The 26,204-nt window shown below is 38.5% G+C and carries 21 protein-coding genes; 12 read left to right on the top strand and 9 right to left on the bottom strand.

Annotated features, from left to right (window positions below; all coding sequences use genetic code 11):
- Positions 1–10 precede the first annotated feature (10 nt).
- On the bottom strand, positions 11–1,597 hold the full coding sequence (locus tag QA601_10930) for a hypothetical protein (GenBank protein MDG5815597.1): 1,587 nt from the start codon (positions 1,595–1,597) through the stop codon (positions 11–13).
- 281 nt (positions 1,598–1,878) lie between these two features.
- Between QA601_10930 and QA601_10925 the strand changes: the two genes are divergently transcribed.
- Genes QA601_10925 through deoC form a run of 4 tightly spaced genes read left to right on the top strand, consistent with a single transcriptional unit; the run spans position 1,879 to position 6,009 of the window.
- On the top strand, positions 1,879–3,525 hold the full coding sequence (locus QA601_10925; GenBank protein ID MDG5815596.1) for a Na/Pi cotransporter family protein: 1,647 nt from the start codon (positions 1,879–1,881) through the stop codon (positions 3,523–3,525).
- A 52-nt stretch (positions 3,526–3,577) separates the two neighbouring features.
- Positions 3,578–3,862, top strand: a complete 285-nt coding sequence (locus tag QA601_10920; GenBank protein ID MDG5815595.1) for a Trp family transcriptional regulator — start codon at positions 3,578–3,580, stop codon at positions 3,860–3,862.
- Positions 3,863–3,894: 32 nt separating this feature from the next.
- Entirely contained in the window at positions 3,895–5,283 is a 1,389-nt protein-coding gene (locus QA601_10915) for a TrpB-like pyridoxal phosphate-dependent enzyme (GenBank protein MDG5815594.1), read from the top strand.
- A 60-nt stretch (positions 5,284–5,343) separates the two neighbouring features.
- On the top strand, positions 5,344–6,009 hold the full coding sequence (gene deoC, locus QA601_10910) for a deoxyribose-phosphate aldolase (GenBank protein MDG5815593.1): 666 nt from the start codon (positions 5,344–5,346) through the stop codon (positions 6,007–6,009).
- Between the two features lie 3 nt (positions 6,010–6,012).
- On the opposite strand, the gene QA601_10905 is transcribed toward deoC, so the two are convergent.
- Positions 6,013–8,235, bottom strand: a complete 2,223-nt coding sequence (locus tag QA601_10905; GenBank protein MDG5815592.1) for an AAA family ATPase — start codon at positions 8,233–8,235, stop codon at positions 6,013–6,015.
- 132 nt (positions 8,236–8,367) lie between these two features.
- On the opposite strand from QA601_10905, the gene QA601_10900 reads away from it, so the two are divergent.
- Positions 8,368–9,489 carry a VanZ family protein gene (locus QA601_10900; GenBank protein ID MDG5815591.1) on the top strand — a complete coding sequence of 374 codons (1,122 nt, stop codon included), beginning with the start codon at positions 8,368–8,370 and terminating at the stop codon, positions 9,487–9,489.
- A gap of 26 nt (positions 9,490–9,515) precedes the next feature.
- Here QA601_10900 and QA601_10895 read toward each other — a convergent pair whose 3' ends face one another.
- Together QA601_10895 and QA601_10890 are read right to left on the bottom strand one after the other, a co-directional pair.
- Positions 9,516–10,478, bottom strand: coding sequence for a peptidylprolyl isomerase (locus QA601_10895; protein MDG5815590.1), 963 nt, complete (start codon positions 10,476–10,478; stop codon positions 9,516–9,518).
- 91 nt (positions 10,479–10,569) lie between these two features.
- The gene (locus tag QA601_10890) at positions 10,570–10,857 is read right to left on the bottom strand and encodes a hypothetical protein (protein ID MDG5815589.1); all 288 of its coding nucleotides are present in this window, start codon (positions 10,855–10,857) and stop codon (positions 10,570–10,572) included.
- A gap of 206 nt (positions 10,858–11,063) precedes the next feature.
- Here QA601_10890 and QA601_10885 point away from each other — a divergent pair, with 206 nt between their 5' ends.
- From QA601_10885 to QA601_10860, 6 genes are all read left to right on the top strand, one after another.
- Positions 11,064–11,891 (top strand): GGDEF domain-containing protein, encoded by an 828-nt coding sequence (locus QA601_10885; GenBank protein MDG5815588.1) that lies wholly within the window; start codon positions 11,064–11,066, stop codon positions 11,889–11,891.
- A 162-nt stretch (positions 11,892–12,053) separates the two neighbouring features.
- Positions 12,054–12,398 (top strand): STAS domain-containing protein, encoded by a 345-nt coding sequence (locus QA601_10880; protein MDG5815587.1) that lies wholly within the window; start codon positions 12,054–12,056, stop codon positions 12,396–12,398.
- Entirely contained in the window at positions 12,379–12,711 is a 333-nt protein-coding gene (locus QA601_10875; GenBank protein MDG5815586.1) for a hypothetical protein, read from the top strand. The genes QA601_10880 and QA601_10875 overlap by 20 nt, the downstream gene beginning before the upstream one ends.
- A 75-nt stretch (positions 12,712–12,786) precedes the next feature.
- Positions 12,787–13,386, top strand: coding sequence for a CvpA family protein (locus tag QA601_10870; GenBank protein MDG5815585.1), 600 nt, complete (start codon positions 12,787–12,789; stop codon positions 13,384–13,386).
- A gap of 42 nt (positions 13,387–13,428) precedes the next feature.
- Positions 13,429–14,226, top strand: a complete 798-nt coding sequence (locus tag QA601_10865; protein MDG5815584.1) for a prepilin peptidase — start codon at positions 13,429–13,431, stop codon at positions 14,224–14,226.
- A 175-nt stretch (positions 14,227–14,401) separates the two neighbouring features.
- Positions 14,402–19,171, top strand: coding sequence for a tetratricopeptide repeat protein (locus QA601_10860; protein MDG5815583.1), 4,770 nt, complete (start codon positions 14,402–14,404; stop codon positions 19,169–19,171).
- Positions 19,172–19,207: 36 nt separating this feature from the next.
- On the opposite strand, the gene QA601_10855 is transcribed toward QA601_10860, so the two are convergent.
- From QA601_10855 to mltG, 5 genes are all read right to left on the bottom strand, one after another.
- Complete coding sequence (locus QA601_10855; protein ID MDG5815582.1) at positions 19,208–19,996, bottom strand: SDR family oxidoreductase; 789 nt, start codon at positions 19,994–19,996, stop codon at positions 19,208–19,210.
- 110 nt (positions 19,997–20,106) lie between these two features.
- Positions 20,107–21,333, bottom strand: a complete 1,227-nt coding sequence (locus QA601_10850) for a U32 family peptidase C-terminal domain-containing protein (protein MDG5815581.1) — start codon at positions 21,331–21,333, stop codon at positions 20,107–20,109.
- Positions 21,333–21,758: a thioredoxin domain-containing protein gene (locus tag QA601_10845; protein ID MDG5815580.1), complete on the bottom strand. Its 426-nt coding sequence runs from the start codon at positions 21,756–21,758 to the stop codon at positions 21,333–21,335. Before QA601_10845 ends, QA601_10850 begins: the two co-directional genes overlap by 1 nt.
- A 57-nt stretch (positions 21,759–21,815) precedes the next feature.
- Complete coding sequence (locus QA601_10840; GenBank protein MDG5815579.1) at positions 21,816–22,643, bottom strand: hypothetical protein; 828 nt, start codon at positions 22,641–22,643, stop codon at positions 21,816–21,818.
- Positions 22,644–23,669, bottom strand: coding sequence for an endolytic transglycosylase MltG (mltG, locus tag QA601_10835; protein MDG5815578.1), 1,026 nt, complete (start codon positions 23,667–23,669; stop codon positions 22,644–22,646).
- A 408-nt stretch (positions 23,670–24,077) separates the two neighbouring features.
- On the opposite strand from mltG, the gene QA601_10830 reads away from it, so the two are divergent.
- A complete protein-coding gene (locus tag QA601_10830; GenBank protein ID MDG5815577.1) occupies positions 24,078–25,979 on the top strand; it encodes an APC family permease in 1,902 nt (633 codons plus the stop codon).
- The last annotated feature ends 225 nt before the right edge of the window (positions 25,980–26,204 follow it).

Genomic DNA, 26,204 nt, shown 5'->3' with positions numbered 1-26,204 from the left:
TGGATAACTGTTACTCACTAATGGCTGAACTGAAAAAATCTGATACGGAACAATCGGTATTGGCATTGATATTTATATCTGGCAAATAGGTTTGATCGTACACACGTACATTTTCACCTTCTTTTGTTATGTCAACCAAGTTATACCAGTCTATAACTCCATCAACTGTTGTTTTGGCATACAGGGTAATAAATTTATCGTTGTTTTTTCTCAGGCGAACAGCAAATACAGATGCGTTTAATTTTTTAACAATATGTTCTTGAAGGTCTTCTTTCACTACAAAATTACGGAAAGTTGTAAGTAAATTCAAAGCAGATAGTACTCCGGGAAGTTCAATCATATAATTTCCCTCTGCCCCTTCTTTCTCTACATCTCGTTCACAACTTATAAATGCGGTAAGCGTTATCATTGGCATTTCAGTGGTAAGATCGATGGAAAGGCCGGCAGGAAATCGTAACCTCGCTACGTTTCTTAAATTAGTATTGTTTTCAGAGATAAAGTGAAAGATTTTCTCTTCTGTTTTACTGTCAGCGCCCTCTACCGTTATCCCAAATTTAGAAAAATCAGCATTAAAAAAGAGGGGGTGCCTTCTACTGAAAGCAAGTTCATCCTCCATTTCGTTTCTAAATAGCATTCTGAGATCTTTTGCACTATCAACCAAAGATTTATACACACTATGCCCTGAAGCGGAATAGGTATCTATAAAAGCTTCAAGCCTGGAGAGTTTACCCGATTCCATCGCTTTTAAATACTCACTTCTGACTGGATCGTCTATGCTATCGGGAGCTAACTGGGTTGCCACTGCTTTTTGCTCAAGCATGACACGGGCTTTTTCACACCATCTTCTCTCAATCTGGTAGTAATCACAATCCTCAACATATCTCCTTATTACTGAAGTATCGTTTGATTCAACTGCTCTGTTATAATAAAAACGAGATTTTAAATCGAAATCAAGTTGCTCCTGGGGATAAGCTGCTAAAAGCAAAGTATCAACACGATTAAGATCAGAAATGCTTTTCTTAAGCAAATCATTTAGTACTGAACTATATCGGGGGCTGTTAGTCTTCACGCTTTTAAGTGTATCTTTCAGTTGTGCTACGCTTCTTTTTATCTCTCTTCGATCCTGTAGGATTATTTTCTGCTCTGTATCAGGAAGTTGTGCAACATCATCTTTAAACTGGTGAATAAATTCCATTGTTTCATGCAAAAAGTCGCTTAAACCAATCTTTTCAGTTATAGAGGCGCTGTCCATTCCCTCCGGCGGATCAATATGTCTTTCAAAGGATAAATAGGAAGACAAGTCTTCAAGTACAGAACGGTATGCTTGTGAGGCTTCCGCGTACTCTTTTTCAGAAAATAGCTGCGCTGCATTTTTAAACTCCGATTCGACTGCCGTAATCAGCGAGTCTCGGTGATTAGCACGTTCCCTAAATACTCGTATCAGAAAGAATCCACCGGTACCGGCTGTTAGTTTCGCGGTACCCATAACTGGCCAGGAAATTATTTTTAATGCAGAAGCCTCATATACGTTCGCTTCAGCAGTACCAATACCAATAATTACAAGATATAAACCTACAAAGAGACTTAACCCTTTCATAACTTAACCCCAGCCCATTTCAGTTAAACTAAGAATACAAGAATTATGGAATTTTAAATAATATAGTATTTGGTATAATGATAGATTTTTCACTACTCTATTTTAAACATAATTGTAAGATTGTATAATTATAGGAACGGGATTTTGTATTGAGTGCTCTTTGCAACTCTACTAACCACCTGAAATTTAAAGATTTTTAACTGGGCCACTTTTTGCCCTGATACCTGAAAAGAACAAACCGTCTACTCAGGAACTCGTTTGGCTATTGGAGTTAGAAATAAATGGATACTTTTTCAATCCTTGATCTCTTTTCACTGCTTTGCGGACTTGCACTGTTTCTCTACGGAATGCAGCAGGGGGAAAAAAATCTGAGACATCTGGGGGGAACAGATGTAAAAAAGGTGATAAATCTTATTACCCGACACCGATTGAGTGCTTATGTCGCTGGTTTTACCACCACTATAATAACTCAGTCCTCCTCTGCTACCACAGTGATGCTTGTAGGGCTTGCGAGCGCAAAACTGATGAGCTTTGGGCAGTCCTTGGGTATGATTCTGGGCTCAGATCTGGGAACGACTTTAACGGTTCAACTTTTTGCTTTCAATTTTCACCAATTTTCACCTATTCTAATCGCTGTTGGTTTCTTTTCCTCTGTTTCTATCAAATCGGAAAAGGTAGCTGATTATGGCAATCTCGTTTTGGCATTTGGGTTCATCTTCTTTGGAATGAGCCTCATGGCACAAGCAGTTACACCACTTCGCAGTCTCCCGTTTTTTGAATATCTTCTAAGAGAAAGTTTTTTAAACCCATGGTGGGGACTTTTAACCGGTACCCTGTTTACTGCTATTATTCAAAGCAGCGCAGCCACCCTTGCCATACTCATTACTTTGGTTGCATCGTTTGAAGGCAGCGGATGGATGCCGGGAAGTGCTGATATACTCCCCCTTGTTCTTGGAGCAAATCTTGGGACCTGTGCTACAGCTTTGATTTCAACTTTTAGTGCAGAACCCGAAGGCGTGCGGGTCGCATGGGCACATTTCTTCTTCAAATTTATTGGAGCTGCTGCAATTTTTCCCCTTTATTGGGTACTTAAAGCTGCTGATATCAGTATCGGTGGTTCCCCTGCTTTTCAGGTTGCGGCAATGCATACTTTCTTCAATATCTTTATATCAGTCCTGTTTTTACCATTCCTAAGGCCTTTTGAAAAATTTATCCTTTCATTGATCAAAAACGATTCAGCCTTAAATCCAAAATATCAGCTTAAACATATACATCAAAAAGTGTTGACATTGCCATCTCTTGCACTTTCTCTCTCAGAAAATGAGATTTCGAGGATGGGTAAACGTGTAACTGATATGTGTCATAATTGCAGAAACCTGGTTAAAGGGTACAATACCAAACTGTTCAACGCTATTTCTGAACAAGATAATGAGGTCGATTTTCTGCATGAAAATATCGTTACGTTTCTTACCCGTATCTCTCATAAAGAACTCAGCACCAATGAAGCCACTAAAGCCTATCAGCTCATAATGATCACTACTGATTTAGAACATATTGGGGATATCATTTCAAAACGAATTATTGAGCTTGCAGCAAAAATTAAATCCAGTCCGATTCCGCTTTCTGATGAAGGTAAAGAGGAGATATCGAAATTTTTTGATGAAACCACAACACTGCTTGTGAACGTATTTACTGCATTTGCCGAAAATGATAAGAATCTGGCCTGCCATATATTCAATCAAAAGCATAAGATTCGCTCTCAGTTTAACAAGTATGTAGAACACCACATGAAAAGACTCTATCAAAGAAAGCCAGAATCACTTCAAACCACTTCAATACATGTAGACCTTCTCGAAGAAATACAGAGAATAAATCATTTTTCATTTAGAATTGCAGCCCATATTTTGGAGATACACCGCGCCGAGTAATCAGTTTAAAGAATATTTTTATTTTGTTTTTAGCGCATATTATATTGTTTCTATGAATAGAAACACCGCTACACAGAACTCTTCGTATGATGAAATCATATCCTTAATCACCCGGATTGATGATTTCAACCTTATGCGCAATTTTTTTTCTGAACTATTCACCGATTCGGAGTTAAGGGATATCGCACTGAGATGGGAACTTATAAAAAGATTGAAACGTGGTGATAGTCAGCGTAAGATATCTTCAGAGCTGGGTGTTAGTTTGTGCAAAATCACCCGTGGCTCAAAACTCATAAAAAATGATTCATCAGCAGTAAATAGGTTACTTTCAGATTAAAATATGACTTACTTTCAGGAAAGGTTAGAACAATGAGTGTTAAAGTAGTGCTTAATGAGAGTGAAATCCCCCGCCAGTGGTATAATATCGCCGCGGACCTTCCAACGCCTATGCAGCCGCCCCTTGGGCCTGATGGTGAAGCGCTTTCGCCAGAAAAGCTTTCTGCAATCTTTCCCATGAACCTCATCGAACAGGAAGTGAGTACAGAGCGCTGGATAGACATACCCGAGGAAATTCTTGATATGCTTTATCGCTGGAGGCCCTCTCCTCTCAAACGTGCCGTTTACCTTGAACGGGCCCTTGGAACACCAGCAAAAATTTACTATAAAGATGAATCAGTTTCTCCTGCAGGAAGTCATAAACCAAATACTGCCCTCGCTCAGGCCTGGTATAACAAGCAGGCTGGAACAAAAGTACTAACAACCGAAACCGGTGCTGGTCAGTGGGGCAGCGCCCTCTCTTTTGCTTGTTCTTTAATCGGGCTTGAATGTAAAGTTTTTATGGTAAGAATAAGTTTTGACCAAAAACCATTTAGAAAAACTATGATGGAAACCTGGGGGGGAAGCTGTATTGCAAGTCCAAGCACAGAGACTGAGGCTGGTAGAAATATACTTAAGAAAGATCCTAATACACCCGGGAGCCTTGGGATAGCAATCAGTGAAGCGGTAGAAGCGGCTATTTCTGATAAATCCGGGTCTACTAAATATACTCTTGGAAGTGTTCTAAACCATGTGATGCTTCACCAAACAATAATCGGGCTTGAAGCAAAAAAGCAGCTTGAAAAAGTTGGGATCAAAAAACCGGATGTTGTCATCGGGTGTGCTGGTGGGGGAAGTAATCTTGCGGGTATTACTTTTCCATTCATAAATGATAAAATTAATGGTGCAGAAATTGAAATTATTCCGGTTGAACCCACTTCTTGCCCCACTCTAACCAGAGGTGTCTTCTCCTACGATTTTGGAGACACTGCAGGTTTTACACCACTATTACCCATGCACACGCTTGGACATAACTTTGTACCTGAAGCAATTCATGCCGGTGGTCTTCGGTATCATGGTATGTCTCCCCTTGTAAGCCAAACCGTTGTTGAAGGACTCAGTACCCCAAGAGCTATTCCTCAGCTTGAGTGCTATGAAGCAGCTCTTAAGTGGGCGCGAACAGAGGGTATGATTGTAGCTCCAGAATCAAGTCATGCAATTGCAGCTACAATCCAGGAAGCTATTAAAGCTAAAGAAGAAGGCAAAGAGAAAGTAATTCTTATGAATTTAAGTGGTCACGGGCATATGGACCTTCTTGGATACTCCAAATTCCTTAACGGGGAGTTGATGGATCATTCACTTCCACAGGAACAGATTGATAAAGCTGAAAGTGAACTGCTCTCTTTACCTAAAGCAGAAAAAAACAAAACTGGTAAATGGTAATTTTTTGTTAGTGGTCTGTTTTTTAAACAGACCACCTTTTTTTTACCTATAGGAGAAGATATGGCCACTTACAGTGAAATAGCCCAAATGATAGATCACTCACTCTTAAAGCCTCAGTTAGATTCAAAAACCATTGCAGATGGTTGCAACATAGCTCTTGAATACGAGGTAGCTTCTGTTTGCGTGCGTCCCTGTGATGTACAATTAGCCTATGAAATAATAAACCGATCTTCTGTAAAAGTTTCCACTGTAATAGGTTTTCCACATGGCAGCACAACCACTGCAACCAAGCTTTTTGAAACCAATGAAGCACTTGAAAACGGAGCTGTTGAACTGGATATGGTGTTAAACATCTCTAAACTAAAATCAGGTGAGTATAAATACGTAGGTGATGAAATACGCTCTGTTGTTGAAGCTGCGCATAGCAGTGATGCTATTGTAAAAGTAATCTTTGAAAATTGTTATCTTTCAGACCCTGAAAAAATTGAAGTCTGTAAGATATGCAATGATACCGGTGTGGATTATGCAAAAACTTCCACTGGGTATGGTAGTGGTGGTGCTACAGATGAGGATATAAAATTGATGCGTCAGTATTGTGCTGATAGCATAAAGATAAAAGCTGCTGGCGGGATCAGGACGCTGGAGAGGGCCTTACAGGTTAGAGAGTTGGGGTGCAGCAGAATCGGCGCAACAGCAACAGTGGATATTCTAAGTAGACTTAAATAATACCTAGCTCTGTTTTCGATTATTACAACAGATAAAAAGAACCACACTCTTCCACAAAAAATCTCTATTATCGAGTTTTAAATGAAGCTTTTTCTGTAAAGACTGCATTTCTTTTGGATTGAATAGTTCTCTTAGCCTGTCTCCAAGAGAAAGCCGTTGTCCTTCAGAAGAATACCTGAACCAAAAATCTATCTCTGCAGGTGTTATTCTTCTTTTAGAACTATCAATGTGCATACTTGAAGAGATGGTAAAGAGATCTAATTTCTCTAAATCATCAATAATACTGTTAGCATCCCAGCTCATTAATGGATCATCTTTGCTATTAAACAGATGGTTTTCCGCTTCTTTAAATCGGACTAACGTTTCCTTGTCGAAGATATCACCCGCAATATCAGAGATTCGCTGTCCCATTGATGGCACAGTTTCCGAAAGTACAATCTTACCATCTGGTTGGAGAATAGAGGAGATAGATTTAAGAAACTCAGCTTTTGCATCAATACTTCTTAAGACATTTCTACCGGTAATAATATCAAAGCGTACTGATTTTCCAGCTTGAGATTTGATTGCTTCAATTACATCAGCGGTATTACTTAAAACAAGCTGTGGCCGTGCAAGCGGATCCATTCGTGATGCCATTTTTGCGATGGTATCAAATTCTTTATTGTCGTGAACTACAGCCCAAACACCTCCTTCAGTAATTCTTCGTGCAGCCTCAAAAGCCAACAGTCCGGTGCGGGCATGAAGATCCAGAATGAGGCTGGAGCGATTGGGGGAAGCCAGCTCCATTACTCGGTCTCTGATCATCTGAAGCAGTTTCCCCTTAGCACCCAATGTTCTTTGTATCCACTGTTCAGAGCCATTCTCCTGGCCACCGGTCAATCCGTTATCTTCATTGTCCACCATTGCTTCAAGCTGTGCTTCCCGATACCGCTCCACCCTGACTTTAATATTCTTTTCGTACCCTATTTCACCTGGCTGGTAGAAGAGCTTTCCCTGGAGACTGCCAGGGAGATATTGCTGCGCGACCCAGTGCTCTCTGTAAGCATGGGGATAGAGATATCCTTCACCGTGCCCCAGCCCCTCTTTGTCTCTTGAAGGGTCACGCAGATGGTCGGGGACATCATCCTCTGTTTGTTGAGAAACTGTTGCCAGTGCGTCGAAAAAGGCCATATTCGAATTACTTTTAGGAGCCGTAGCACAGTAGATACAAGCATGTGACAGGTGATAACGTCCCTCGGGAAGCCCCACATAATCAAATGCCTGTGCTGCATCCATGACTACACCAAGGGCATATGGGTCAGCAAGACCAATGTCTTCGCAGGCAAAAATTACCATCCTTCTAAATATGAACCTTGGGTCTTCACCAGCATAAACCATTTTTGCCATCCAATACAGGGCTGCATCAGGATCTGATCCTCTGAGGGACTTTATAAATGCACTAATTGTATCATAATGAGCATCCCCATCCCGGTCATAGAGCACAGCTCTCTTTTGAATCGACTCCTCAGCGATTGTTCGATCAATGTAAACTTTACCGCTTTCATCGGGGTCAGTTGTTTCAACTGCAAGTTGAAGAGCGTTTAAAACACCTCTGGCATCTCCGTTGGCAACTTTTACCAGGTGATCAAGAGCCTCATCAGCAATTTTTACATTTTTATTTCCATAACCCCTTTCAGAGTCTTTCAAAGCCTGTATCGCTACGTTTTTAAGGTCCTTTTCTGTAAGTACACTAAGTTGAAAAATTCTAGACCGTGAAACGAGTGCTTTATTTACTTCAAAGTAAGGATTTTCTGTAGTGGCGCCAATCAGAATAATAATTCCGTTTTCCACATGGGGAAGCAGTGCATCCTGCTGAGATTTATTAAATCTATGTACTTCATCAATGAAAAGAATTGTTCGTTTTCTGTACAGTGAAAGGGTTTTATGGGCATTATCTATAGCTTCTCTTATGTCTTTTATACCCGAAAGAACCGCGTTAATAGAGATAAACTTTGCTTTTGTGGTATTGGCAATAATACGTGCCAAAGTAGTTTTACCAGTTCCTGGTGGCCCGTAGAATATGATACTTGAAAGCTGATCAATCTGAATAGCTCTTCTAAGAAGCCTTCCCTCTCCTATAATATGTTCCTGTCCAATGTATTCATCCAGCGTTCTTGGACGCATTCTATCGGCAAGGGGTGCGTTTTGTTTTAGTAAGTGTTCTTTTTGTGATTCAAACAAGTCCATATTTTTCCACAGCTATTAAGGTTTTAATTAAAGGTTATTAAAATAGTAAATAAAAGATGCTAAAGCGAATGGCATAAAGTTTGTACCTTAGAAAAGTAGTGCTTCTATTCTTCTAGCTAAAGGAGAAACACTATGATAATACGCTTAATTTTAAGACATAAATGGCCTGTTAGAGTAGTATTTATCCTGATGATTTCTCTTATCTATTACTTTGGACTGAGACCATTTAATTTTTATCAGGAAAATGAGGTACACAGAACCGAACATGGTCTTTTTTTTGGTCCCCTTGGAATAGCGTATACTCCCGAGCGTATCATCAGGCCCAATGCCACAGGACTTACTCTTGAATTTACACTCATCCCTTCTGAATTCCCCAATCATTCTGTTCCAACCATCATAACTTTTGCAGATAATGAAGGTAAAGAGCTGGTAACAATAGGGCAATGGAAAGAGAGTATAATTATTCGACGTCACGATTCAAAAGATGTACACAAAAGCCTCCCGGAAGTATCAACCAGCTCGTTATTGAATATCGCAAAACCAGTATTTATTTCTATAATTAGTGATTCTCATCGGGGAGCAATTTTTGTAGACGGAGAACTTATCAGTGAATCCGAATACCTCTCCGATATGGGTAGTATTCTTCGTGATGGCACTCAACTGATAATCGCAAACAACGCTTCAGGTACTTCTCCCTGGAGTGGGATACTGTCATCAATTTCTCTTTACTCAAACAGACTTCCGTTAACCATTGTTAAAGAACACTTTTATAGATACAAACTGGGTATTTCATCACACTCCGGTAGGTATCCCCCCTTTATGTATTATATACTAAATGCTCAAATGAACTCAACTATTACCGATTTGATTTCGGGTGAGGGGCTTTTGGTACCAGAACGTTTTGGTGCGCCAAGACAAGACTTTCTTGTTCCAATTTGGGTAGATTTCATACACAATCGTTCTTATTACCAGGATATCATAACTAATTATTTAGGATTTTTACCAATGGGTATTATTTCTTTTGTGTTCTTTAGTGGATTGTTTAAAAGTAGCTTTGAGAAAAAATCAGTTCTTTTGACTGTTTTGTTAGGTTTTGGCTTAAGTCTGTCTATAGAGTATTTGCAGATATATTTACCTACAAGAAGTTCCCAACTCTCGGACCTTATATTTAATACTTTGGGAGCAACTACTGGTGCGTTAATGATGTTTAAATACCAACAATTCTACAGGAAAAACAAAGCGGAGCCCATATAATCACAGGCCCCGGCAAATTTAGACGTTTATTTAAAATCTAAAAGCTCGATATCAAATACCAGATAGGTTTCAGGAGGAATTACACCACCGATTCCCTGATCACCATACGCATACTGGGGAGGAAGCACCACAGTACGCCTCTCACCTTTTTTCATATCCATAACAGATATATCCCACCCCTCAATAACCTGTCCCACACCAAGTCTGAAGGAAAATGGTTCATTGCGATCACGTGAACTGTCAAATTTTCTGTCATTTAGGAATGTACCAGTATAGTGGACCTTAACAGTTGAACCTCTTTTCGGTTTATCTCCGTTGCCTTCTGAATGGACTATATACCTTATCTTCGATTCCTCCATAATTTTTGCATCCGAAAATTTTTCTTCAATTAATTGCATTTGTTTTTGGAGGTGTTGTTTTTTTGCATCCTGTTCCTTTTGGCCTATCTGCTCAATTAGTTTGTCAAAAGCTTGCTGATCACTTTTAAAATTTTGAGCATTATCCCCTATTCGTAGTATTTCCACCTCTTCAATTTTATCACCCTGTGATATACTCTCCACCACATCCATACCCTCTACGACGTGGCCAAAAACAGAATGTCTGTTATTAAGATGGGGGGTGGCTCCAAGAGTTATAAAGAATTGACTACCATTAGTTCCGGGACCGGCGTTAGCCATAGAAAGTATACCGGCTGAGTCGTGTTTCAAATCGGGATGGAACTCATCTGGAAACTGATAGCCAGGACCACCAGTACCATTTCCATCAGGATCACCCCCCTGAATTACAAACCCTGGTACAACTCTGTGAAAGGTGAGTCCGTTGTAAAATCTAGTTCCTTTTCCACGGGTAGTGCCAAGGTTACCTTCTGCCAAACCAACAAAATTTGTAACTGTAAGGGGAGCTTTTTCATACTCAAGACTTACAACAATGTTACCCCTGTTTGTCTTCAATTTCGCATAGATACCATCACCCAGTTCTTTTCCGTTCACTTGATTTTCCTTTCCTGCGCCGCTTGCATTTATGAAGCTTAGCGCCAGAATTGTAAATATTAAAAAAACAGATTTCACTATACCCCTCCAGTTAATCCCAGTCCAGAGGTGACCGGAATTTTGAATCCTCGCTTGATTCAGAACTATCATTTTTTGCAGATCTAAATTTCTGCTCTATCTGCTCTTTTCTTTTTCTCTCTTCCTCTTTAGCCTTTTTAAACTTATCATCCCAACATACGCCTTTTTTTCTTGAATTCAAAAACTCCTCAAAGCCCATTTTTTTTTCTTCGGCAGATCTATGTTCAACGACCTTAGAAGTAACAGGATCGATCCAAAGTGTTCCTTTGCACATCGGGCATTTAACTTCAAATATACTCATACTGGGTCCTTCCTGTAGTGATTATGGGGACAGAAATCAAGGTACAATCTATAGCTGTTTCAAGCCCTAAGCTATAAAAAATAGTTTTGGGCATAAAAAAATTCGACTCTGTCTCTGTTTTTGCTAAAAATTATTGATAATAGTTATTCAATGAATTTATTTATATACGCACTTTGTTTATCTTTATTAAAGAGTTTTATAAAACAATGACATACGAAATTAATATCAAAAATTTTCAAGAACACATCCAACGCCCGTTGGAAAAAGCTGACCCAAGATCATTTGAGCAGATTAAACGTTCATTCTACGAGACTTTCACTTCAAAGCGCAATCCTTTTTCTGTATTGATTAAAAAATTAACAGGAAAAACGATGTCCGATGATCAGGCATTAATTCTATGGCGTCGTATTCTTGAAAATAAGACAGAAATGGAAAAAAAGCTTCTGAGACGGGTAGGTATACAGACTGCAGCATTAGACTATATTGAAACTCAGGGCGTAGATAAGCGAACTACTCCTCCCCCAACCTATCATAGTACAGAGAAAAAAGAGGAACAGTGGTTTGAAAAGCTGTATTCTCCGGGATATCACGTAGAGAAACTTAAAGAAGAAGTTCTTCGCAGCAAACGGTATAAACACGCTCTTTCTGCAATAATGCTTGATGTGGATGAATTTCATAGAGTGAATGAAACGTTCTCTTACGAAGAGGGAGATAAAATATTAGGCATTATAGTAAAAATTATAACAAAAACCATTAGAAATGTTGATATTCTTGCCCGCTATTCCGGCGATCGTTTCCTACTTATTCTGCCAAATACTAACCGTCGTGAGGCAATGGAGCTTGCAGAAAGGTTACGGGAGCGGGTAAATGAAAGAACACAAAGAATACAAGGTTTGCCGGATGGTCTAACACTTACCCTTTCGGTTGGCCAGTGTCGAAATGATTCCACTTCTACTGAATTTATGAAACAATTGGAACATTCACTCATAGAGGGTAAAAGAAAGGGACGAAACGCAGTATATATGCTTGAATAGAGGGGGCGATTGTCTTCCTTCATGATTTTATGTACTTTTTTTCTTCTCCTTAGCATTCTATACTTTTTTAATTATAATTTCTTTTATCTTTTTAAAATACAGAATTATATTATAATTTCTATTATTGATGATTAAAACCGTAATCACAGAGGATTACAAAATATGGAAATAGGCGGCAGAGAAAAACACAAATTTCACATCATTGATCTAATCGGTAAAATCGACCGTCTCAAAGATTCAATTGTCCTGAAATCCTACGTTAACACTCTGATAGAAAAGAACGTAACGCATGTTGCGCTCAATCTGGCACAGGTTACCTATTTGGACAGTGGTGCGTTGAACGTACTAATCTATTGTCACAATACACTTAAAAAGAGTGATGGAATGCTGGTTCTTATTGAACCCAATGAGTATGTTAGAGATGTTTTGGAAGTTGTGGGGCTGAATAAACTGGTAAAAATTTATTCTACTGAAGAGGAGTTTGATCATGAAATTCAGAGTGCTTAACCTAATTCTTTTAAGTGCGGTGATTCTTTTATCCGGTTGTGCTTCAAGAGACCTTATCAAACGGGACCGCGCAGAAGTTGATGCTTATATTGCACAAAATCCTGAGCTCTCATCCTTGGACAGAACATGTCTTCAGCAGGGACGCTTTGAGATTGGAATCACAGCAGAAACACTTCGTTTTATGTTGGGAGAACCCAATTCTATCGAGACAGTACAAAGACCATGGGCTTCTCAGGAATACTGGAGGTACAGACGGGGGGGGCAAAAAGTATTTATTATCGAAGACAATCATGTAGTAGGAATTACTGAATAGCTTTGCTCTCTTAATGTTGTAAGAAGAAACACAGGCGGAATACTTTTCTCCGCCTTTTTGCTTTAAGGGGATACTTTGCATACCTATTTAGACGTCTTCACACTAATACTGGCTATTGTTCTGTCCGTAATGGGGCTTAAACGCGGCTTTATTAGAGAATTTTTTCGACTCAGTGCTTTGATTGTAGGCTTCTTATTGGCATATTTATATTATGAAGATATCCAGGGGTTAATCAGCTTTCTTTCAATGCCACAGCAGCTAAGTGCTCTTTTCTCCTTTTTAACAATTTTTCTCTTTTCATTCCTGATCATCCTTGTTTTGGGTCTGTTTATACGAAAAATAACCCATCTCACCCTGCTTGGATGGTTGGATCGGCTCCTTGGTCTCTTCCTTGGAATGCTGAAAACTGTAGTAATAGCATGGATTGCATGCCTTTCTCTTTCAACTATACCGTCCAACCACATTCGCTCTGATCTTGATATGAGCTTCACCTACCGCGCCTATAAAGCATTACCCCATTCATTGTCCCTGGATGGAATGGAGGAAATGCGCCGAAGAGTTAGAAATGTAGTTGAAGATGAAACAAAAGAACGCATCAGGAGATCAAAAGAAAACCTTGAAGTATTCAGGGAAAATCTTGATTCTGCTAAGGTTGCCAATGGTATAATTAATTAAATTACCATTTCAACTTTGTTTCCAGCGTTTTTAGGAGAACATATGTTTCAGGTATATATTGTGCTTGCGTTTTTGGGTCTTGCGATTGGTTCCTTTTTCAATGTCTTGATTTGGAGAATTCCAAGAAATCAAAGTGTTTGTTGGCCACCTTCCCACTGCACATCATGCAACCATAAAATCCGTTTTTGGGAAAACATTCCACTTTTTAGCTATTTATGGCTTAAAGGTAAATGTAGTGATTGCAACCAAAAAATAAGCATTATCTATCCCCTCATTGAAATTACCACCTCTGCAACACTTATAACACTATTTTACTTTTCCGGATTAAGCCTTGACCAATCCTGGCCAGATATAGTCATTACTTTATTTAAAATTGTTTCTATTTTGCTTTTTATACCAATTGCTGTAATAGATTTAAAACATTACATAATCCCGGATCGCTTCACTATTCCCTTTTTGATTATTGCTTTTAGCATCTCATTTTTACCCGGTAACATTACGCCTATGCAATCTTTCTTAGGTATTGTTGCTGGTGGTGGTTCACTGTTTGCAATGGGTTTGCTTGGCCAATATGTATTTAAAAAAGGTGACTCCATGGGGGGAGGAGATGTAAAGCTCATGGCATACCTGGGCGCTCTTTGGGGAGCCCAAATTGCGCTCATGGGCATTGTTTTTGGTGCGTTTTTAGGATCTGTGGCAGGGATCTTTCTTATTTTAACAAATAAGCTTAATGATGATAACAAAATACCTTTTGGACCATTTTTACTTTCAGGTACATTAGTCGCCATTATAGCCGGAGAAAAGCTTCTTAATGCTTACCTGAGTTTTGTTGGCTTTTAACTCTTAGTGCGGCACCTCTTTTAAACACTAAAACTTTAAGTAGCCTCTCCTCTACTGTTCTTTATTATACATTCCTTTTTTTGTTTTTCAATATTGATTTTGACCTACTCACATTTGTACTCTTAGCATAGACCAGGATATTTGGTTTATTATGTAATCTTAAGGAGTAGGTCCAATGAAATTGTATCACTTTTATCTGTCAGGTTTAATTACCGCGTTTATAGTTGTTTTTACTGTAACAGCTGCTAAGCACAATGTTTCAGACTTATATATTTATTCGGGTAATACTATAAATGCAGGACAAGAAAATCGTATTGAGCGAGAGCAATGGTTCGCCGCAATCATTGATGAAATTGTTGCTCTTAGACTTAATTCAATTTCCGCTATAAAACTTAGAGAGATAAACAAATACCAAACCAACTATTCTAAAACAGAGTCGAAACACGATGACAGTTCTGTAACGGAAAATTTATCAAAATACCGCTTATCTAAAAAATTTGAACTGAGTAACAGGGGGCGTTCTGTTTATCTTTATTTTGAACTTATACCTTATAATCAAAATGAATCGGATATCATTTCAAGACGCAGGTTTCATATAAACGACACCTCCACAGAACTTGACTCATTACTAATTAACCTCCTTGTTCAGTTAGACATAGGTATCTCTGGTGATTACCGAAATTTCTTTGCTACTCCTGTTATAAGCTCAAATCGAAGAAGATTGCGTTCACTTGGAAATGCACTGAATGATGCTCCACACAATGATGATTATGAAAATAGAGCAAGAACCTTTAGGAGAATAGCAAACAGAGATGATTCACAACTAATTGCAGTATATCATGCTGGGCTAAATTACTTTAAGTCTGGAGATTACGAAGTAGCAGCAAGACATTTTTCTTCACTCAAACGAGCACTTCCACTATATGAGTATTTTGACCTGATGCTTGTTCGTTCTTTTAGAATGGACCAAAGGTTTAATGAAGCACTGAGAGTTATTGAAAACCATGAAAAGTATAATGAAAATCCCGATTTCCTGATAGAAAAAGCCATCATTCTTCACGAATCAGGAAACATCGATGAAGCCTTAAACACCCATTATCAGATTCTTTCACTCGCTCCGGAAACAAGTATATCAAATCTTTACCTGGCACAAAATTATAATAAAAATAAAAATTACAAAAAAGCTCTTACCCATACGGAAACTTATCTAAAACGTAATCCCAATAGTAGTACGGGATGGTTTGAATCCGCGAAGTCTTATCGTTATCTTAAACAAGACTCTTTAGCGATCATAGCAATTGAGAATGCATTGAATTATGATACGGCCAATTGCCTAGATATAATAAAGTTTGCTGCTGATTTGTATTACAGTGCTGAAGACTACGCTAACGCTGCGAATTATTTTAAGAAAGCTGCATTGAGGGAAAATGAGTTATCATTTTATTTAAAAGCTGCTGACGCAATGAGGAATGTACAACGTTCAGAAGAAGCGTTTTCATTTCTCAATTCTGCAGACAATCGTTTTTCTCAGGATCACCATTTTAACCGACTAACCGGCATTCTTGCCTATGAAACGAATCAATATACTGAGGCTGAAACATATCTTAAAAGAATTCTCAACGATTCTGGTACTGACAAAGATGTTCTGTTTGCCATTGGAGACATTAATCTTTCTAATTCCAATTATACCAAAGCATTAAAGTATTTATACAAAGCAAATTCCTTAGACACAAACGATTCACAGCTAAAATTTTACATTTCAAAAGCCTATTTTGGTAAACAAGACTACGATAATTCATTTGCATATTTAAACAAGTTAAATTATGAAAAAGCACCCCTTGAGTATTACAGATTAAGAGGTGATATAAATTACAAAACAGGTAATCTTAAAGATGCGCTCTCTGGTTATACTTCTGAGCGGGACCTTCACCAAAACACATCACATATACAATATAAAATTGCTAAAGTAAACTATGAACTAGGTAACTTCAAACAAGCTGAATCTGAATTTAATAAACTTTTTGAGTTTGATTCAACAAACAATTTAGCCAGATATTATCTAGGTATCATAGCTCTCAAAGATGCTCAAAATGAAAGAGCTGAAAACATTTTAACTATCGCCAGAGAACGTTGTATGGGAAATTTCGAGGTTAACCTAAACCTTGGTAAACTATACAACGAGCAAAAAAGATATGAAAAAGCAGTTAAATCGTATTACATAGCACTCTCTTTTGACCAAACGAGCCAAGCTGCACTCCTTGGATTAGCTACCAATCTATCCCTTGGTGGTGAAGATAGTGCTGCCGCGGAATACTATGTTAAACTGTATAATAGCAACCCTGATAAAAATCACCAATTTTTAGCATATGCCGGGCATTTATTCAGGCATAACGATTTCCCCAAAAGGGCAATGAAGTCATATACTACTTTTTTAAATGATGGTTATTCAGACGAAGCTGTAAATGCCGGACTAGCTTCACTTCTCTATAAAAAGGGTGAGTTCAAAAAAGTTAGCAGTTACCTGAAAAATATTAACGATTCGATATTAAAAAAGGAAAACTTAATTTTTCCTCTGGCACACTCATATTGTGAAATTAGCGATTACTCATCCGCACTACCCTATCTTTCTATTTTGCTTGAAAGTCAAACACCTACACCTCATACAGTACGCTTATCTGCACTAGCTTATGAAAAAACAGGCGATGTAGACAATTCCATCCAAATGCTTGAAAAGTATCTGGATATGGAAAACATCACACAGGAACAAGATTATGCCTTTCACCTTGGCTTCTTATATGAAGAACTTGGGCAGGAACAAAATGCAGTAGATAGATATATGGTAAATATAAACGATTACCAATATGATATCAGAAATTACAAACGACTTGTAGATATTTACACCCAAAGAAATAATTTAAATAAAGCAGAAGTGACATTAGCTGGATTATTAGAATTAGATGACGTTTGTAGCTCCTATTACCTGAAACATGCCAAAATTAATTCTAGCCTAAATAATAAATCGAAAGCTATTGAGTCCTATATTTCTTACTTATCTTTTAACCAAAACGACATTGATGCCTGGCGCGAACTTACAGAAATATATCTATCTAACAGACAGTATTCAGAAGCGATTACAACATTGGAAACGATACTTAAAATCGATTCTGATGATCAAACATCCAGGTTGAAATTAGGAATGTCACAGGTTGAAACCGGAAACTACTCTGATGCAATCAGGACATTACGAGAAGTAATAAATAGTGATAAAGAAAATCAAAACGCACTTGAACTTCTTGCCAGGTGTTACAGAAATCGTGATGATGATAGAAATCTAGTCAGAACTTTAATACAGATGGCAGATTTAAATGAGCAAAGGATAGATATACGTCTTGAATTAGGTAACCTTTTAATGTCAAATAATGATGTTCAAGGGAGTATACAATACCTAAAAGAGGCTTATGAACTTAATCCAACGAGTGAAAATCCTCACCGATTGCTTGCAGAAGCATACAACCAATTGAATAATGACAGTCTTCAATTATATCACCTCAAGTCTGCGGTTAAATACTCTCCAAGAAATTGGAACAACCATTACCAGACAGCACTGTTTATGCTGAAAGCAGGGAATGAGGAATATGCTAAGGGGTATTTAAAGCGCACTGTTAATCTCAATACTAACCATTCTGAAGCCCGCTATAAATACTCTCAGATAATATTTAACAGAGGTGACTCACAAGCTGCCTTTAATCACCTTAAGATAGTAGTAAGTCAGGAGCCTCAAAACCCCTATTATAATTCGTTATTAGCATACGCAGCCCAAAAAGTAGGTTATGACAGTTTGGCAAACGAACTTACCGATAAAGCTCTATCCCTTTCACCCAGTGACCCAACCGTTCTTTACAGAGCTGGTATGGTACATAAATACATGAATAAAAGAGCATCTGCTTATAATCATTTAAACAGATCACTATCCATATCATCTGATTGTTATCAATGTCATGAAGCTTTAGGTGACCTGTTAATGAAGGATGCAAAATTTAAAGAGGCCGCAAACCATTACAACGCTTCCAGCGATTTGCAAGGTTTTAACAGAGAGATTGGATTCAAAATTGCCAGAGCTTACCGTTTGGATTATCAGTTAGAAAAAGCAGAAAACTTTTATAAAGCAATATTAAGTGACGATTCTACCAATTCAAAAGCGCTCTATTTTATGGTTTATATCAATGCTCAAAAAGATAATTTACAAAAATCCAAGGATCTGCTTTCAAATTTTAAATCCAATAACGGAATGGAGTGGATTCACGCAGCAAAAGCACATATGTATGAAAGCGAAAATAGAAACAAAGCAGCACGCATATCCTATATGGTAGCCCATAGGATCGATAATCTAAATTCTTATATAAACGCCGGTTTGGGCCGGGTTTACTCAAACCAAAATCAATATGATTCAGCGCTTGTGTTCTTTTCCAGGGCACTTATCGCAGATACCCTCAATATGAATTATCACATGGAAGTTGGTAATACCTACAAAGCTTTAGGCGAATATGATATATCTATTCAATATTATGACAATGTATTGAAAAAATATAATACCCACCCTAAAGTACATATGGCATTAGCTGATGCATATCGGCAAAAACAAGAATATCAAAATGCAATTAATTACCTCAAACAAGGACTTGATTTACGTCCAAGAGACCCGTCACTACATTTTATGCTGGGAAACATTCAAAAAGAGTCTGAGTATTTTGTTGAAGCGATTCGTTCATTCCAACACGCGATCCGAAGAGGAAGCAGACAGTATGTGGAAGCCTACAGAATTATCGGCAACATTTATCTTTCTGAGCTCACCAATAACAGAAGAGCTCGCAATTACTACAGAAGGTATGTGAGAGCTGGTGGAGATTCTCAGAAAGAAGTGATAGAAATTTTAGATAATATCTAAAGAAAAGGGGTGAGCATTCAATTGCTCACCCCTTTTTTAAACAGATCGTGTTAACCCACCATCAACAATAAACATCTCTCCACTTATATAGCTTGCAAGATCAGATAACAGAAAGGCCGCTGCATTGCCAAACTCCTCAGTTTTTCCGTATCTGCCAAGTGGTATACGCGACTCCATAATTTTTCTCTGCTCTTCAGCTGTACCATTTGCTCTTCTGGCATTACCTCTATCCAACTCTCTGACTCTCTCTGTGTCGTACCTTCCTGGTACAAGGTTGTTTATTCTGATTCCAAAGGAAGACAATTCACGTGAGAGATATTTGATTAACCCAGAAACTCCACTTCTCATTACCGTTGACAACAGAAGCGTATCGATTGGCTCTTTAACCGATGTTGAAGTTATAACGATGATTGATCCCTTTTTCTGTTTTTTCATCTCAGGTAAAACAGCTCGTATCATACGAACAGTGCTCAGCAAGGTTAACTCAAAAGCATTTTGCCACTGAGAATCATCGAAATCTTCAAAATTACCAGCAGGTGGTCCGGCAGCATTAACCACTAATGAATCGATCGTACCAAATCTTTCTTTAACATCACTGACCCACTTTGTAATGGAAGCAGCATCAAACACATCAAAGACATACCCCTCTACCTCAGATCCGGTTTGAGTTCGCAGGGTGTGAGCAGCACGTTTTATTCTTTCTTCATTGCTACTTGCAACAGCTACATTTGCGCCTTCTTTAGCAAGAGCTTTTGCTATCCCATATCCAAGTCCCCTACTTGATGCGGCTACCATTGCGGTTTTACCTTTAAATTTCAAATCCATTTACGAACCTCCAATTTGATTCACAATCTGTTTATCAGATAACAACCTGATCCATCAGTGCACGGTTTTTAAAAATAGACGGGATTTTTATAAGTGAGTTGGCTAAAAATTTAAAGTTTTATTCGTAGCATATCGCCGGGCCTTAGCCTGGTACCGGTGATAGAGATTTTAACCAGTCTGTTGGTTGGTGCCCGGGTGATAGTATTACCATTGAGATCAGTTAGATTCTCTATTTTTACCTCATAGGGAGCTAATTTATGCTGCACCGGGAGTATATTGACATTAGATCCGCAATCGAAGCTATTTTTAACATCAGCAACCGCAACACCCTCATGAATTTCTTTAACTGTTGCAATCAGGCGATATCCAGCTTGCGCTTTAGAATTAAACACTTCCTGTTTCATCTGATTTTGTTCATAGAAACCAGTTGTATAGGTGCGATGTTCTATGGATTTTAGTGCAGTAATCCATTGCGTATCAGTTTTGAAATTTTCGCCTTCATCTTTATAGCGGTCGAGTGCCTCTCTGTACACCTTTACCACCGTTGCTACATAATGAGCACTTTTATTCCTACCCTCAATCTTCAAACTTGATACACCACTTGCCACCAACTGAGGTATAAGTTCTATAGCACATAAATCTTTAGAGTTAAGTAGATATACACCTTCTTTTGATTCTTCTGCAATGAAAGAGAGTTTTTCCGGTTCAGGGCCTTCCATAGGAATTATTTTATATTTATACCTGCAAGGCTGAGGACAATCTCCAAGATTAGGATGTCTTCTTGATACATATGCACCAAGCAAACATCTCCCTGAGATTGAAACACACATCGCACCGTGGACAAACACCTCTGTTTCCAGTATTTCCCTATGGCTTAAAGTTTTAATATCACGTAAAGACAACTCTCTGGGCAACACGACCCTTTTAATCCCCTGCGTTTTCCAAAAACTAAGTGATTCAGAGTTAAAACAACCGGTTTGGGTGCTCAGGTGTAATTTTACTTCAGGAACCAAACGATTACATACTGCTATAACGCCCGGATCTGAAACAATAAATGAATTTGGTAATGCGTCTAAGTTGCGCAATTGTAGTAATTGTTCACTAATTTGTTCAAGAAGCTGATCATCGGGCATAATATTTAGAGCAGCATATACCCTTTTCCCTCTGTCTTTACTGTATTCAAGAAGTGCCTTAAAATCTTCATTGGTAAAACCCGGGGAGTGAGCGCGCAGATTAAACCTTCCAACACCAACATAGACCGCATCAGCTCCATGGTCAAAAGCGCTCTCAGCACATTGAATTGATCCTGCTGGGGCGAGTAATTCAGGCAATACCATTACTGATCCTCTGTTGCCTTATCCAAAAGCGCTTCCAGTCGATCGATGTAATAGTCTTTGGACCGAACACCTGGAATTGCTTCAATTACATTTTTATCATGAATCAGGAAGACTGTTGGAATCGAAGTTACTCCAAAATACTGAGCTATAGCCTTATGCACATCGACATCAACTTTCATAAAAAGAATTCTGTCGCTGTATTTCTCCTTAAGCTCCTCAATAATTGGATTTAATTTATAGCATGGTGGACACCACACTGCCCAGAAATCAACCAAAACGGGGGTATCTGATTCAATAATTGTTTCTGCGATTTGTTGGGATGAATCAATTCTGGCCCCTTGTACTTCAGCAGCTGTTTTGGTTTGATGAAAAAGTACAAAAGATAGAACTACAATGCCTACATTAGCTAATTTTTTAACCACCATTTGTTCCTGTTTAGCTTTAAGTTCAAAGATAAAGTAAGTAGCTACTTATACTACGTATTAGAATTGGGAATAATAAACGATTTTTAACTCTCTGCTCCACCCAAGCGCCCCTTCTTCAGTACCCTTGTTTTCAAGCACGTCCTTTGCATCAAACTCAATATAAAAATTTGGAGTAAAAGCCCACCTTAATCCAAGATTGAGATATCCTCTGTGTGGGTGTGCAAAATTCTTCTCTTCCTTAATACTCTTATCATTAAACCCCAAATCATACTCCACAACAAAAGAAAGCTCTTCATTAAATCCCACATCCAAACCCACTGTCAGGTTTGGCCATCGTACTACATCACTTTCTTCAAGAGAATAACTGGCCATTCCGTGAATACCAAATTGGATTCGGTTTAAAAGGATGTAATTTTTACTGGCAGAAAGAAAAAATCCTGGTGATTTGTATACAAATCCATCATAACCAAATTCTTCACTATCAACACTGCCTCCAAAACCCTGGTTATCGAATCCCAGGGCAAGCGCAGGCCCGGCAATACTTTCTTCAAACAACCGGTATTTTATCTGTACGCCGGGAAGTTCGTTAAACTCCACATCCCCTCTTCCTATAATCCCTTCACCACCATACATTATTCCGATATCAAGCCGATCAGTAAGCCCCACATTAAAACCCATCATTAACCCGGAGCCCAATTCAGCATTACCCGCTGAATACACTCTGCACTCAAAGTCATAATACCCTCTGGGCAAAACGCCGGCAGTGTGGCTGTCCACAAGACGACGGGGTTGAATCATACCTGCAAAGGAGTTGATAGTCAGTGCTGAAATTATAACCAATGATTGAATAACAACAACTTTAAAACCTCTGCCTGGTCTTAGCACTTATTCCCCCCTTTGCTTCCTGAGCTCATTTTGTCTGCGATAGTGTAATTTTTTTCTATTGTGTTCTCTGTAGGTTCTTGAGAAATCATGAGCTCCTGTACCATCCCATTTAGCCACAAAATACAGTGCATCAGTTGAATCCGGAGTGAGGGTTGCCTGTATTGCACCTAATCCGGGCGAGCAGATGGGACCTGGCGGAATACCAGCAAAACGTCTGGTGTTATAGGGATTATCCACGTTTAATTCCGAAACATAAAGTGGTCCATCGAATTTGCGAAATATATACCGCACGGTTGGATCTGCTCCAAGCGGGTATCCTTTTATAAGTCTGTTATGGAAAACCCCGGCGATTTTACCACGTTCTGAAGCTAATGTAGCTTCTTTTTCTACAATTGATGCTACGGTCAGTAATTCATGACGGCTATATTTTGAAACTAAAGCGCTATCACCTTCAAGGGTTTTATAGAGTTGTTTGAATCTTGAAACCATTCTATTTATAATGCTTCGCTCTGAGGCATCTTCGGGGAAATGATAGGTGTCAGGAAACAGATACCCTTCAAGTGAAGGTGCGTCTTTAATTCCTAATTCTCTAACAACATTAGTGTCATAGCATATAGCGATAAACTTAGTAGTATCAATATCGATAACAGAAGCGATTCGCTGAGCGGTTTGTTCAACCGTTAAACCTTCAAGAACTGTTACTCGTACCTCAATCTGCTGAGCATTCAGCAATCCCTCTGAAACACTGAGAGCACCTTGCCCCTGTCTGAATTCAAACTGTCCAGCCTGAATTTTTTTGTCTCTTCCACTTAATTTCATCCATGCAATCAAAGCCTTTGAAGAGGTTATTACCTGGTTTTCTTCAAGGTAATTTGCCACAGCACTAAGCGATGTTCCTCGTTCAATGACCAGTACAACTTTTTCATCACCCCGGTCCATAGGAAAATAGAGATAGTAAAATGATGCTGCAGATCCAATAATCACGATTACAAAAACTGAGATAAAAATTTTAATAAGCTTTTTCACAAACCTCACCACCCATAAAATTCCATACAGAAAATACCCCAAAAGGAATAGAAAAAAAATAACTCCTGTGAGCCATAGCCTGTACAGGTATTTAAAACATTTGAAAATCATTAGGTATGACCCTGATTTTATGATAAGTTACTATAATATACAATAAACAAGTTTCCTCAGGGTAAAAGCCCTACTCAAATCGTAAAATTTTATGCTTTTTTTATTCAGAGGCACTAAGTTTGCTTATTCTTTCCCCCCACACAACGGTTTGTAGTGTGTTTGTTTTTTTGCAGCCAAATAGTACCTTTTTTCCTACCACCCCAATCAATTGGTGGTTTAGGGTGTACAAAATCAGTTTTTCCTGTATTTTCGATAACGACTATAGTTTTTCAAAGTGTTTTTCAAGGGATTAGTTTTTTGGATAGTTCACAAAAGCTTCGACGACAATTAGGTTTATTGGATGTATTTGCTATAAGTACCGGTGCTATGTTCAGTTCGGGTTTCTTTCTTCTCCCCGGTTTGGCAGCAGCGCAAAGTGGTCCCTCTGTTTTTATCGCCTATCTCTTAGCCTCAATTGTGATGATCTTCCCAATGCTCAGTATGGCTGAGTTATCTACTGCACTTCCACGAGCTGGTGGAGCGTATTTCATTCTCGATAGAAGTCTGGGGCACATTGCGGGATCAATTGCCGGTCTTGGAAACTGGATCGTGTTGATTTTAAAAAGCTCCTTTGCTCTAGTTGGTATGGGTGCTTATCTTAGCATCATTGTCGATGTACCAATACAACCTCTAGCACTTGTTTTTGTGCTCATTTTCGGGTTAGCTAACCTTATGGGTGCTAAACACAGTACATTCTTACAAAAATTACTTGTTTTGTACTTATTTATTATGATGGTCCTCTTTGTGGCACAAGGCTCCGTTGAAGTAGCAACAGCTGGCTTCCAAAATATCTTTGAGGGGCAATTTCGCCCTTTTTTGCCTTTTGGAGTAAGCGGATTATTGGCAACAGTAGGGATGGTTTTTGTTTCTTACACCGGGTTAACAAAAGTTGCAAGCGTTGCGGGGGAAATAAAAAATCCCGATAAAAATATCCCGCTTGGAATGGCAATTTCACTTCTGGTCACTACTTTGATTTATGTAGTTGGGGTATTTATAATTGTTGCTCTTTTAGAGCCCAATGAACTTAGAGGGGATCTGAGACCGGTAGCGACCGCAGCAAGTGTATTTATGGACTGGTTACCAAACTCATTAGGAGTAGTACTGATTGTTATTGCAGCAGTAGCCGCATTTGCCTCCACCGCCAATGCGGGGGTGCTTTCTGCATCCAGATATCCCCTGGCCATGGGAAGGGATCATATATTACCCCCGTATTTCCAGAAACTAAACCAATTCAGAATACCACAAAACGCTATTATTATCACCTCTCTCCTTATTGCTATTATTGTACTTTTTGTAGATATTTCGGAGATAGCAAAACTGGCAAGTGCATTTCAGCTACTGTTATTTGCTCTTATAAATATTGCCGTAATCGTTATAAGAATGAGCAAAATTGAAGGGTACAAACCAGGATTTGTAACACCTTTCTACCCCTGGATACAAATTATCGGTATAGCAACAACGCTTTTTCTGATATGGCAAATTGGTTTACTGGAACTAATTTTTTCTACCATTCTTATCCTTTTATCCATTATATGGTTTTATCTGTATGCACAAAAAAGAACTTCTCCACAGGGAGCAATTTATAAATTATTTAAACACTCGGATGAAAAATATATTCTTAAACTAAAAAGAGAACTTAGAGTCAGAATAAAGCTGCGCGAGGCATTTAAAAGCGATAACTTCCCTACAATTATTAAAAATTCTTCGGTAACAGATATTAAAAGTCAAAGGCATCAGAAGATACCTTTAAATCAAATTCATAGTGTTGTCTCGGAAACTCTGAAAAAAGAACAAATTATCCCTCCCTACATAAAAAAGGTAATTGGTAAAGGAACTGAACTTGACTTCCTTACATTTCCTAACGGTATAGTTGTAATCGATATATTATACCTTTCTACGAAAAAACAAATTGATGAAACTACTACTTTGCATCTTATCCGTCTTCCTGATGACTACTCTTTTGATTTGTTAGATTTATACCAAACTGATATAAATCATCGGGTCAAAAATGGAATTGTTGTTTTATCCAGCTCTAAAAGAGCACGTCTCAAACATCTAAGAATTTTATCACAAATAGTTAAACCAATGGATAAAGAAAATTTTATCCCAAAGTGGAGACATGCTCCAAATCCTAATGCTCTTCGTAATCTCTTTCTTTAATAATCCCCTTTAAATCAAAATGATATCTCAATTTTAGCAAATAACCCTTCAAAGTACACTTGCCCAGGGTAAGCTGCGTATCCCACACCCTCAGGTATCGCGGGAGAAACTTTTGTCGAAAACTACTCCACAAGTGATTAGTCTCATTTCAATTTAAAATGAACCTAATGCAGAGGTGATTAGTCTCATTTCAATTTAAAATGAACCTAATGCAGAGGTGATCAG

The sequence above is a fragment of the Chitinispirillales bacterium ANBcel5 genome, from assembly GCA_029688955.1.
GTDB classification, from domain to species: Bacteria; Fibrobacterota; Chitinivibrionia; order Chitinivibrionales; family Chitinispirillaceae; genus Cellulosispirillum; species Cellulosispirillum alkaliphilum.
Note: the sequence above shows the minus strand (reverse complement) of the source record. Positions and strands in the feature narration are given on the sequence as shown.